The following is an 11,651-nucleotide window of genomic DNA, read 5'->3' on the forward strand; positions in this document are numbered from 1 at the left end:
CCATCACCGGCCATGCGGATCGATCGCGTGGAGCGGCACCGCCCGGCCGTGCCTCGATCTCGATCGCGCCGATGGGAAAAGGGATTTCCTCCCTTTTCATGTTGCGCCTGCGCCGATCTTGGCCTCTGACTGGTAACCATGCTCAAGGCCGCGCTGCACCACCACACCGCCTATCGCTACAACCGCCCCATCCGACTGGGGCCGCAGACGATCAGGCTGAGGCCGGCGCCGCACAGTCGCACCAAGATCCCGAACTATTCGCTGAAGATCGAGCCAGCCAACCACTTCATCAACTGGCAGCAGGATCCGCACGGCAACTGGCTGGCCCGCGTCGTCTTCCCCGATCCGGTCGACCGCTTCGTGATCGACGTCGATCTGCTGGCCGACCTGGACGTGATCAACCCGTTCGACTTCTTCGTGGAGCCTTATGCGGAGAATTACCCCTTCGCCTATGACGATGCTCTCAAGACGGATCTTTCGGCCTATTTCGACGTCGAGCCGCAGGGACCGCAGTTCGAGGCGCTGGTCGCCCACCACGCCGCCCACCAGGGCCGGACGATCGATTTCCTGGTCGACATCAATGCCGGGCTGCAGCGGCGGATCGGCTATGTCATCCGCATGGAATCGGGCGTCCAGGCGCCCGAGGAGACGCTCGATATCGGCAGCGGGTCGTGCCGGGACAGCGCGTGGCTGCTGGTCCAGCTGCTCCGCCGGCTGGGCTTCGCCGCGCGCTTCGTGTCAGGCTATTCGATCCAGCTGGTCGCCGACGTCGAGCCGGTCGATGGCCCCAAGGGGGTGACGCAGGACGTCGTCGATCTCCATGCCTGGGCCGAGGCCTATATCCCCGGCGCCGGCTGGATCGCGCTCGATGCGACATCCGGCATGTTCGCGGGCGAGGGGCATATCCCGCTCTGCGCGACCCCGCATTACCGGTCGGCCGCGCCGATCTCGGGCATGGCCGAGCCGGCCGAGGTCGATTTCGGGTTCGAGATGCGGGTCGATCGCATCGCCGAGGCGGTGCGCATCACCAAGCCCTTCACCGATAGCCGCTGGGAAGCGGTGCTGGCGCTCGGGCAGCAGGTCGATGCCGATCTGGTGGCGCAGGACGTCCGCCTCACCACCGGCGGCGAGCCGACCTTCGTCGCCGCCGACGGGGGGCAAGCGGACGAATGGAATGGCGGCGCGGTCGGCCCGACCAAGCAGGGCTATGCCGACAGACTGGTCCGCTCGCTCCGGGAACGCTTCGCGCCGGGCGGGATGCTCCATCACGGGCAGGGCAAATGGTATCCCGGCGAAAGCCTGCCGCGCTGGGCCTATGCGATCTACTGGCGCGAGGACGGCGTGCCGGTGTGGCGCGATGCCTCGTTGATCGCCCGCGAGGATGGCGAGGGCAAGCCACCGGCGACCGCGGAGATGGCCGAGGCGCTGCTCAAGGCGATCGCGGCGGGGCTCGGCGTCGATGACGATTTCGTCGCGCCGGCCTATGAGGATGAGGAGACGTGGCGGCAGAAGGAGGCAGAGCTTCCGATCAACGCGACGCCCGACGATCCCAAGATCGACGATCCCGAGGCACGGAAGCGGATGGTGACGGCCTTTGCGCGCGGGCTCGACAATCCGGTCGGCTATGTGCTGCCCGTCCAGCGCTGGCAGACCAGGCAGGCCGGATCATGGATGAGCGAGCGCTGGCGGGTGCGGCGCGAGAAGCTGTATGTCGTCCCCGGCGACAGCTCGCTCGGCTACCGCCTGCCGCTCGGCACGCTGCCCTATGTGCCGCCCGCCGCCTTCCCCTACATCCACCCGCGCGACACCAGCGAGGCGCGCGAGGCGCTGGCCGATTTCGATATCCAGCAGGTCGGCCATGCCGACGCCGATCCGCGCGAGCAGCGCGTGGCGAGCCGGGGCGAGGCGTCGGCGGCGTCGCCGCAGCAGGAACGCGTCGAACAGAAGATCATCGACGGCGCCGTCCGCACCGCGGTGACGGTCGAGCCCAAGCATCACTATCTCTCGGTGTTCCTGCCACCGGTGCGCGCGCTGGAGGATTATCTCGAGCTGATCGCGCAGATCGAGGCCGCCGCCGCTGCCATTCGCGTCGAAGTGCGGATCGAAGGCTATCCGCCACCGCCCGATCCCCGCCTCAAGGTGCTCAAGGTGACGCCCGATCCCGGCGTGGTCGAGGTCAATGTCCAGCCGGTCTCGACCTGGGGCGACACCGTCGAGCTGACCGAGGAACTATACGAGATCGCCCGCAGCCACGGGATGACCGCCGACAAGTTCATGGTCGATGGTCGCGCGGTCGGCACCGGCGGCGGCAACCATCTCGTGCTGGGCGGGCCGTCGCTCAACGACAGTCCGTTCATCCGCCGGCCGGACCTGCTCAAGAGCTTCGTGCTCTACTGGCAGCGGCATCCGTCGCTGAGCTACCTGTTCTCGGGCATGTTCATCGGGCCGACGAGCCAGGCGCCGCGCATCGACGAGGCCCGTCACGATGGTCTCTACGAGCTGGAGATCGCGCTGGCGCAGGTGCCGGCGCCGGGATCGGGGACGGGATCGGGCGAGACACCGCCGGCGTGGCTGGTCGATCGCCTGTTCCGCAACCTGCTGGTCGACGTGACCGGCAACACCCACCGCACCGAGATCTGCATCGATAAGATGTTCTCGCCCGATGGCCCGACCGGACGCCTCGGGCTGGTCGAGTTCCGCGGCTTCGAGATGCCGCCGGCGGCGCGGATGAGCCTGGCCCAGCAGCTCCTGCTGCGCGCGCTCACCGCCTGGTTCTGGCGCGAGCCGCAGCAGGGCGGCCTGGTGCGCTGGGGCACGCAGCTGCACGATCGCTTCATGCTGCCGCATTTCGTGTGGGCCGATTTCATGGATGTGCTGGGCGATCTGCGCGGCGCCGGCTATGCGTTCGATCCCGACTGGTTCGAGGCGCAGCGCCAGTTCCGCTTCCCGATCCATGGCGAGATCGATGCCGGCGGCGTCGCGCTGGAGATCAGCCATGCGCTCGAGCCCTGGAACGTGCTCGGCGAGACCGGCGCAATCGGCGGCACCGTGCGCTATGTCGACAGCTCGACCGAGCGCCTCCAGGTGCGGGCGCGCGGCCTCGTCGCGGGGCGGCATATCGTGGTCTGCAACGGGCGGCGGGTGCCGATGATGCCGACCGGCGTGCCGGGCGAGGGCGTCGGGGGCGTCCGCTACAAGGCGTGGGCGCCGGCCGACTGCCTGCATCCACGCCTGCCGGTGAATGCGCCGCTGACCTTCGACATATTCGACCAATGGAGCGGCCGCTCGCTCGGCGGCTGCGTGTATCATGTGGCGCATCCGGGCGGCCGCAACTATGACGACGTGCCGATCAACGCCTATGAGGCGGAGGCCCGGCGCAAGGCGCGTTTCCAGGATCATGGCCACACGCCGGGGCCGATGGCGACGCCGCCGGCCGAGACTGCGGGGGAATTTCCGATGACGCTCGATCTGCGACGACCGTCCGCCCTGTGACGGCGGTGTCGCATCCGATGATGGCTGGGGGAGGGGATGGCGATACGCTGGCCCTCGCGCTGCGCCGCTATGCCAGCGAGGCGAGCCCGACCGACCTGATGCTGGGATCCGGCCCGGACATGGCGGCGCGCTGGACCGCCATGCTCGCCGGTCTCTCCGCGCCCGACCGTGGCGGCTTCACCGGCTTGCAGGAGCGCGCCGCGCGGCAGGTGGTCGATCTCGGCATGGCCTTCCGGCTGGCGGGCGAGGCGGACGAACGACCGTGGCCGTTGAGCCCGGTGCCGCTGCTGATCCCGGCCGTCGAATGGCAGGCGATCGAACGCGGCGCGGCCCAGCGTGCCGACGTGCTGGAAGCGGTGATCGCGGACATATACGGCCCCGGCAAGCTCGTCGCGGACGGTCATCTGCCGGCAGCCGTCGTCACCGGCAGCCCCGATTACTGGCGCCAGATGATCGGCCGCGCACCGCCGCGCGGGCATCGCCTGCAATTCTACGCGCTCGATCTGGCGCGCGGGCCGGACGGCGGATGGCGGGTTCTCGCCGATCATGTCCGCACGCCGATGGGGGCGGGCTATGCGATCGAGAACCGGCTGGCGATGACGCGCGCCACCAACGATCTGCTCAGCCACATGAATGTGCGGCGCCTCGCGCCCTTCTTCGCGAGCTTCCGGCAGGGACTGGCCGCCTGCTGCGAACGGGTCGACCCGCGCATCGCGCTGCTGACGCCGGGCCGCTTCAACCCGAGCTATCCCGAGCAGGCGCATCTTGCCCGCTATCTCGGCCTGCTGCTGGTCGAGGGCGAGGATCTCACCGTCGAGGATGGTCGCCTCTACGTCCGCACGATCGAAGGACTGAAGCGGATCGACGCGCTCTGGCGTCGCCTCGATACCAGGCTGCTCGACCCGTTGGCGTTCGATTCGCGCTCCAAGATCGGCGTGCCCGATCTGTTCGAGGTGCTCGGCCAGGATGGGCTGGCCGTCGCCAACTGGCCCGGCGCCGGCGTCGTGGAGTCGCCGGCGCTGGGTGCCTTCCTGCCGAAGCTCGCACGGGCATTGCTCGGCGTCGATCTGAAGCTGCCCAACATCGCGACATGGTGGTGCGGGCAGCCGCGCGAGCAGGCGATCGTGCGCGCCGGGATCGGCCATATGGCGATCGGATCGGCGTTCGGCCGCAGCCTGCCGTCGCTCCCCGATGGACAGCCGCGCATGGGCGCGAGACTCGGCGATACCGAAAGGGCGCTGCTGCTCGACGACATGGGACGGCGGCCGATGGACTATGTCGGGCAGGAGCTCGTCCAGCTGTCCACCACCCCGGCGCTGATCGGCGGCGCGCTGGCGGCGAGGCCTTTCGTGCTGCGCGCCTTCCTCGCCCGCGATGCGGATGGCGCGTGGCGGACGATGCCGGGCGGGTTCGCGCGGCTTGCGGCGCACGAGGATATCCGCGCGGTGCTGATGGGCGGCGGCGACATGTCCGCCGATGTCTGCATCGTCTCGGATCGTCCCGAGACCAGCGTCTCGCTGCTCGATACCAGCCCGTCCCCCGCCATCCGCCGGGTCGCGGGCACCCTGCCGAGCAAGGCTGCCGATAATTTCTTCTGGCTCTCGCGCTATCTGGAACGCGGCGAGATGGTGTTGCGGATGGTCCGCGCGCTGCTCGGCGGCACGATCGAGGTCGATGCGGCCTCCGGGCTCCAGCAGACGACGCTCGATCGGGTGGCGGACATGCTCGTCGAATGGGGCGCGGCCCCGCGCGCGGCGAGCAAGGGCGGGGTCGCGGCGCTCTGCGCCAGCGCGATCGGCGATACCGCCTGTTCCGGCAGTGCCCATGCCCTGTTCCAGTCCGCCGAGACCATCGGCCTGGGCCTGCGCGAGCGGCTCGCGGTCGATGTGTGGCGCCTGCTCTCGCATCCGCTGCGTTTGACCAAGGGCACGCAGGCGGAGGCGCTGATCGAACATGCCGCGCGGGGAATCGATCGCTGCGCCGCGCTGAGCGGGCTCGCCGCCGAGAATATGGTGCGCGGCCATGGCTGGATCTTCCATGACATGGGCCGCCGGATCGAGCGTGCCATCCATCTCTGCCGATTGGTGCGCGTGTTCGCCCGCGGGGAGGCGAGCAGCGACGATCTCGGCCTGCTGCTCGACCTGTGCGACTGCCAGATCAGCTTCCGGACGCGCTACCTCTCCGGCCTCGCTCTGATGCCGGTGCGCGACATGCTGCTGCTGGAGCCGGAAAATCCGCGCTCGCTGGTCTTCCAGATCAGCTCCATCGTGCGGCACCTGGGCGCGCTGCCAACGCTTCGCGACGACGGGATGCCGGAGCCGCCGGTTCGGATCGCCACCGCGCTGGCGGCTATGCTGGCGGCGTCCACCGCCGAAACGCTGGACGATGCCGGCCTCGAACGAACCGAAAAGCAGCTTTACGCCCTGTCCGATGCGATCGGCGATCGCTTCTTCCTCCATGGCCGCGAGCGGGCCGCCGGGATGTCGAGGCTGGCATGAGATATCGCGTCGATCATGTGACCCGCATCGATTATCGCCCGGCGGTGCGGATGGCGCGCTTCAATCTGCGGCTCGATCCGGTGCCGTGGCCGGGCCAGACCATCGAGGATTTCGCGCTGTCGATCGAACCGCGTCCGTCGATGAGCGAGAAGCGGCGTGGCGCCTATCCGTTCAACCTGACCCGCGTCGAGATCGGCCAACCGACCGCCACGCTGGAAATCCGGGCCAGCTTCCATGCGACCGCGCAGGACGCGATGCTCGATCTCGCCTCGCCCGATCCGACGATCGCCACCATCGCGGCCGCGGCAATGGCGCGCAACGACTTGGGCTCATGGGCGCCGGCCCATTATCTCTATCCCTCGCCGCTGCTGCCGGGCGAGCGCGCGATCGCGGACTGGGCACGGCCGCTGCTGCCGCCGGATGCGCCGGTGTTCGAGAGCGGGCTGGCGCTGACGAAGGCGATCCAGCGCGATTTCACTTATGATCCCGGCGCGACCGAGGCGGACACGCCGGTGTCTGAGGCGTTCGCGATCCGGCGCGGCGTCTGCCAGGATTTCGCGCATATCCTGATCGAGGCGTTCCGCTCGGTCGGGCTGCCCGCCGCCTATGTGAGCGGCTATCTGCGCACCGTGCCGCCACCCGGCAAGCCACGCCTCGTCGGCGTCGATGCGATGCATGCCTGGGCGGCCTTGTGGTGCGGCGTGCAGCGCGGCTGGGTCGGCCTCGATCCGACCAATGGCTGCGTCGCCGGCTCGGGCCATCTGGTGACCGCCGTCGGGCGGGACTATGCCGACGTCTCGCCGATCGACGGCATCTTCGTCGGCGGCGGATCGCAGCGCATCGAAACCTCTGTCGACGTCGTGCCGCTCGACGACTGAAGCGTCATTCGGCCAGATCGACGCCGTGGCCGAGCGTCGCGATCATCGCCTTGAGGCCGGCCCCTTCGCGATCCCCCGGTGTCCAGCGCCCCGCCGCAAAGGCCAGCAGCCGGTTCACGAAATCGAGCTTGAGCACGATCTGCGGGGTGATCCGGAACGGGTAGAGATCGGGCTGACCCATGCTGCGATTGATCGCGTTGATCGCGAACGCCATCGGTATCCAGCAATCGACCAGCGTCGCGGTATCCGCCGTGAACGGATCGAAATCGACCACGGGTTGCGGGCCGCGCGTGGCACCGGGCGCCACGTCGATGACCATGCCGAAGCTGCCGATCGTCGCCAGCGTATCGACGATATGGAGATAATGGGCGAAGGTCTCGGCGAAATCCTCCCACGGATGCATGGTGGCATAGCGCGAGACATATTCGTCTTCCCAGCCCGGTATGTCCTTGCTGGCATAATAGCCCTGCATGGCGGCGGCATAATTGGCCCGCTCGTCGCCGAACAGCGCCCTGAACGGCGTAAGATCGGCGGTGAACTCGACCAGCTTGTGCCAGTAATAATGGCCGATCTCGTGGCGGAAATGGCCGACCAGAGTGCGATAGGGCTCATCGAAATCGCGGCGGAGCCGTTCGCGGGCCACGTCGTCTGCCTCGATCAGGTTGATCGTGACGAGGCCGGCCTGGTGGCCGGTGAGCAATTCGGGGGCGTAGCCCTTCTCGGCGGACGGATCGTAGAGGAAATCGAAGGTCAGCCCGAATTGGTCGGGCCCCCGCACGGCGGGCGGCGTGCCGAGCCGGATCAGCGTGTGGATAGTGCGCTTCTTGGCGGTCTCGATCTTGGTCCAGCGTTCGAGATTGCCGGCAATGGTCAGGTCCGGGATGATCCGGTTGTGCCGGCATCCGTCGCAGAACACCCGGCCGCTGTCCGCCCGCAGCAGCCAGTTGCAGACGCCGAGCCGGCCATTGTCGCAGGCCACCAGGTCTTCGACGGCCTGATCGCCGTCATGCCACAGGCCTTGATCGTCGAGCGCGTAGAAACGCCCCGCGACCGGCTCGAAACCGGCGCCATGGCCACAAGCGGGGCAGGCCCGCGCGTCGAAGGCGAGCAGATGGGCGCAGTGCGCGCAGGCTAATGCGATCATCGTGGCAGCCCGGCCCTTATTTGCCCGGTCCTAATTTGCAGCGTCATCTCGGCGATTCCCCTTCGAACGCCGCCAACGCATCGATGCGCCGGAGAGTTGCCACCGACGTCATTCATCGCCAGCCGGCCCCGGAGCCGGACCCGGCGGAAGCCCAACGCGACCTCCGGGCAACGCCGGCTGTCAGGCCCGTTATCGCTGGTCCACGCAAGCCCGGATGGTTCAGCCCGTATCGCGCGCGCCCAGCCGGACGGCAGCACGGCGGCGTGGCCATGCGCACGACGCGAATATGGCGGCGCACTCGCGAGCATCGGGATGCGGCTTCGGACTTGCCCTGTCGATCGCGTCGGTTATGACGCCACCATGGAGGTTCCCGCTCTGTTCGTCCGTCGATCAGGTCGCCGCTGACATGGCGGGGCGTGGTAAAACGGGTCGCCGCCGCCGGCCCAGCAAGGCGCAGTTGCGCCGCCGCCGGGAGTGGATCGGCAAGGGCCTGATCGCTCTTGTCGGCGTTGCGTTGCTCGGTATCGGTTATGCGGTGCTCTGGGGATGGCAATGGCCGTCCGCCAGCCCGCATCGACAGCCCTTGACGATGGCGCAGGCGCGCGAGGCGAATGCCGCGATCCCGTTCGTCGCCGGCCCCCTGACGGCCGCCCCGCGCTTCGTCTTCCACGGCACGCCGGCGGCGCGGCTCCAGGCGACCACATGCCTCGCCACCGTCGCGATCTACGAAGCGGGGGACGACAGGGACGGGCAGCGGGCGGTGATGCAGGTCGTTCTCAACCGGGTGCGCCGGCCGGGCTTCCCCAAGACGGTGTGCGGGGTGGTCTACCAGGGTGCGGGCCTGAAGACCGGCTGCCAGTTCAGCTTCGCCTGCGATGGATCGGTGCAGCGGCGCCCGGAACATGCCGGGTGGGAGGAGGCCCGCAAGGCCGCCAAGCGGGCGCTTGCGGGCTATGTCTTCGCCGATGTCGGCACGGCGACCCATTATCATACCGACTGGATCGTGCCGCGGTGGATCGGATCGCTCGACAAGATCGCGCAGATCGATACCCATATCTTCTACCGGCCGCATATTGCGGCGGCGCCGCGTCCATAATGGCCCAAAAAGCCACGGAAGCGTGCTGCGACGCAGCAAAAGCGCTCGACGCGCGTTTCTGGAATGCGCTAGGAGGCCCGCATGGATACGAGCAAACTGTTTCTGGAAGCGCTGGCGCTGAAAAAATGCGTGGTGGCGACCTATAACCGGACGGCGGTGCAGCTGGCCCCGCACATACTCTATACGCGCCATGGCGAGCTCTATGTGGACGCGGTCACGCTGGAGCGCGACGGCCAGCCTCCGCAGGAGATGAAACTCGGCAGCTTCAAGCTGACCGGCCTGCGCGAACCCCAGGTGGTCGAGCGCACCTTCACCCCGCAGGCGCTGTTCGATCCATCGGCCGAGCGTTACGCCGGAACCACCGTCTTCACGGTCTGATCGCCGCGGACGGCGCCGTCAGCGTTCGTCGGTTCGCGTCTTGATCTTGTTGGGCAGGTCTTTTCCTTTGGTACGCCGGGACGGGACCTGTACCGGATTCTTCTTCTTCCATTCCGCCCACGTCATGGGGCCTTCGGGCGTTTCGACGATGGTGTCGTCCAGCGACATGAGCGTGGTCCTTCCAAGGGTATGAGCGTTCCTTAACGCCGAAGGGCGGCCTTCGATACGTTCACTTGGTCATCGCATCCCTGGCATTCTTCATCTGGGCGCGGATCGTCTTTCCGGAGAGTATCGTCTCGATCGAAAACGCCGCCAGCGCGGCGATCGCGCAGACCAGGGCGCCGCCGAACGCCAGATACAGGAACCGCGCGGCATCTTCGTTGCGGAGTGCGCCCAGGAACATCGTGAGCGCCGCGCAGCATGTCAGCGCGCCGGACAAGGCCGCGAGCAGCACCGCGCCGTCAAGCAGCCTCGAGCGCAGCCGGAGACGATCCAGTTCGGCGCAATCCGCATCCGGATCATGCGCCAGCCGATAGACGCGATCGGCGATCCGCCCGAGCCGGGCGGTGAACACGTTGAGGAGCTGCGCGAGCCCGGCCAGCAGGAAGATCGGCGTCAGCGCGAGCTGGACGACATGGGCTGCGATATCAAGGGCCTGACTCTCCATCATGCGATGGTGCCCGACAATGGGCGAGGGCGGAAGGGGCCGGTGCAGCGCCGTTCAGCGGCCGCGGACATTCTCGACCTGGCCGAGTATCGTGATCGGGCCGAAATCCTCTCCATAGCGCTCCAGCAGGCTGGCCAGCCGGTCGATGCCCTGCGGGGTGGCGTGGAGCCTGTTGGGCCTGTTGCTGCCACGCGCGGCGCGCAGCATGGCCAGGTCGCCACGCTCGACCATCGCGCGCAATTCGCGGCCATAGGCCCGCCCGCCGGGCACATCGAGCGGCAGCCCGCCATCGCGCACCCCCAGCCGCAGATAGGCGACGATCACCTCCAAGACCTTGCGCGGGTCCATGCTCATTGCGGCAACGGCCTGCCATGGCGGTCGGTGCCATCGCGGAAGGCGTGCCAATCCCGCAGCGTCGCCTTCGTCATCGCCTGGACGGCGCGGGGTAGCCAGCCATGCCCCTCGTCCTGCAGATGCTGGCGGATCGCGGTGGCGGTGGTGGCATCCTGCGCGTGGATCGCGCCGATATCGCGGGCCATCGCCTCGATCAGGCGCCGCCGGACCCGGCGCTTGTTCGCATCGAGATCGATCTTGCGGCTGTTCGGCCCCAGCCGGCGCACGACGATGCCGCCTGCCAGATGGAGAAAGGGGTCGGGGCAGCGATAAGGCCCGGAGGACAGGGCAAGATGCGCGCCGGCCACGGTGTCGGGGCTCCAGCAGGAGGGCAGCAGCGCCTTGGCCTCGCGCGCGATCGGCCCGCCGGCATCGTCGGCGAGCAGCACGATGCGCGGCAGGCCGAGGCTGCCGACCCCGGCGCGACGACGGGCGAAGCGGCCTTCGCCCGCGCCCGCCGGGAGAGCCGGGATCAACGCCTCGCGGAAAGCGGCTGGTATGTCGTCGCCGGCCGCGGCGCCACGCAGCTTCGCCCAGAAATCGATGCGCTCGTCGTCGGTGGCGACGAAGATGTCGCGGAGCCAGATATGATCCTGCTCCAGCACATAGGGCCGCGGATCGGCGAGGCCCGCGGCATAGCCATCGAGTGCGGCTTCCGAAAGTTCGCCCGCCATGTCCTTGTCGCCCCGGGCCATCATCGCGCTGGCGACGAGGCGGGTGATGTCCATGCGATAGGGGAGGATGGCGGCCTCGTCATAATCGTTGACGCCCCAGATCAGCCGCCCTTCGGCATCCCGCCACAGCCCGAAATTGCCGACATGCGCGTCGCCGATGGAAGCGACCGCCGGGCCGTGGGTGAGGTCGTTGCATTCGTGGGCGGCCGTCTCCGCCCAGCGCCAGCAGGTTCCGCGCAGGAAGAGGAAGGCATCCTTCCGCATGCGCTTATGCTTCGACAGGAGATCGCTCTCGACGATCAGCGGGCCGAGCGCCGTCCGCATACCCGCTTCGCGCCGGGCCATCGACGGCAGGAATTCGATCGGTCGTTGCGGTGGCGCCATGCCGCCATCAACGACCGATCGGACTGCGTCGTCAAGCGATCCCGCTG

The 11,651-nt window shown here is 68.4% G+C and carries 10 protein-coding genes; 5 read left to right on the forward strand and 5 right to left on the reverse strand.

The window, feature by feature from the left end:
- The first annotated feature begins 138 nt into the window (after positions 1 to 138).
- The 3 genes from PBT88_RS08065 to PBT88_RS08075 are packed head-to-tail and all read left to right on the forward strand — an operon-like array spanning position 139 to position 6,868.
- Complete coding sequence (locus tag PBT88_RS08065; protein WP_270078681.1) at positions 139 to 3,492, forward strand: transglutaminase family protein; 3,354 nt, start codon at positions 139 to 141, stop codon at positions 3,490 to 3,492.
- A gap of 17 nt (positions 3,493 to 3,509) precedes the next feature.
- Positions 3,510 to 5,990: a circularly permuted type 2 ATP-grasp protein gene (locus tag PBT88_RS08070; protein ID WP_270078682.1), complete on the forward strand. Its 2,481-nt coding sequence runs from the start codon at positions 3,510 to 3,512 to the stop codon at positions 5,988 to 5,990.
- Positions 5,987 to 6,868: a transglutaminase family protein gene (locus PBT88_RS08075; RefSeq protein WP_270078683.1), complete on the forward strand. Its 882-nt coding sequence runs from the start codon at positions 5,987 to 5,989 to the stop codon at positions 6,866 to 6,868. The genes PBT88_RS08070 and PBT88_RS08075 overlap by 4 nt, the downstream gene beginning before the upstream one ends.
- A 4-nt stretch (positions 6,869 to 6,872) precedes the next feature.
- Here the strand turns inward: PBT88_RS08075 and PBT88_RS08080 are convergent, their stop codons facing one another.
- Positions 6,873 to 8,012 (reverse strand): zinc-binding metallopeptidase family protein, encoded by a 1,140-nt coding sequence (locus PBT88_RS08080; protein WP_270078684.1) that lies wholly within the window; start codon positions 8,010 to 8,012, stop codon positions 6,873 to 6,875.
- A 349-nt stretch (positions 8,013 to 8,361) separates the two neighbouring features.
- Between PBT88_RS08080 and PBT88_RS08085 the strand changes: the two genes are divergently transcribed.
- Both PBT88_RS08085 and PBT88_RS08090 read left to right on the forward strand, forming a co-directional pair.
- Positions 8,362 to 9,108, forward strand: coding sequence for a cell wall hydrolase (locus PBT88_RS08085; protein ID WP_270078685.1), 747 nt, complete (start codon positions 8,362 to 8,364; stop codon positions 9,106 to 9,108).
- Between the two features lie 81 nt (positions 9,109 to 9,189).
- Complete coding sequence (locus PBT88_RS08090; RefSeq protein ID WP_270078686.1) at positions 9,190 to 9,486, forward strand: hypothetical protein; 297 nt, start codon at positions 9,190 to 9,192, stop codon at positions 9,484 to 9,486.
- A gap of 18 nt (positions 9,487 to 9,504) precedes the next feature.
- Here the strand turns inward: PBT88_RS08090 and PBT88_RS08095 are convergent, their stop codons facing one another.
- The 4 genes from PBT88_RS08095 to PBT88_RS08110 all read right to left on the reverse strand — a co-directional run bounded on the left by PBT88_RS08095 (position 9,505) and on the right by PBT88_RS08110 (position 11,604).
- Complete coding sequence (locus tag PBT88_RS08095; RefSeq protein WP_270078687.1) at positions 9,505 to 9,654, reverse strand: hypothetical protein; 150 nt, start codon at positions 9,652 to 9,654, stop codon at positions 9,505 to 9,507.
- Positions 9,655 to 9,715: 61 nt separating this feature from the next.
- Positions 9,716 to 10,156 (reverse strand): DUF2721 domain-containing protein, encoded by a 441-nt coding sequence (locus tag PBT88_RS08100; RefSeq protein ID WP_270078688.1) that lies wholly within the window; start codon positions 10,154 to 10,156, stop codon positions 9,716 to 9,718.
- A gap of 51 nt (positions 10,157 to 10,207) precedes the next feature.
- The gene (locus PBT88_RS08105; protein WP_270078689.1) at positions 10,208 to 10,507 is read right to left on the reverse strand and encodes a hypothetical protein; all 300 of its coding nucleotides are present in this window, start codon (positions 10,505 to 10,507) and stop codon (positions 10,208 to 10,210) included.
- Entirely contained in the window at positions 10,504 to 11,604 is a 1,101-nt protein-coding gene (locus tag PBT88_RS08110; protein ID WP_270078690.1) for a DUF2252 family protein, read from the reverse strand. The genes PBT88_RS08105 and PBT88_RS08110 overlap by 4 nt, the downstream gene beginning before the upstream one ends.
- Between the last annotated feature and the right edge of the window lie 47 nt (positions 11,605 to 11,651).

The sequence above is a fragment of the Sphingomonas abietis genome (assembly GCF_027625475.1).
GTDB lineage: Bacteria > Pseudomonadota > Alphaproteobacteria > Sphingomonadales > Sphingomonadaceae > Solisphingomonas > Solisphingomonas abietis.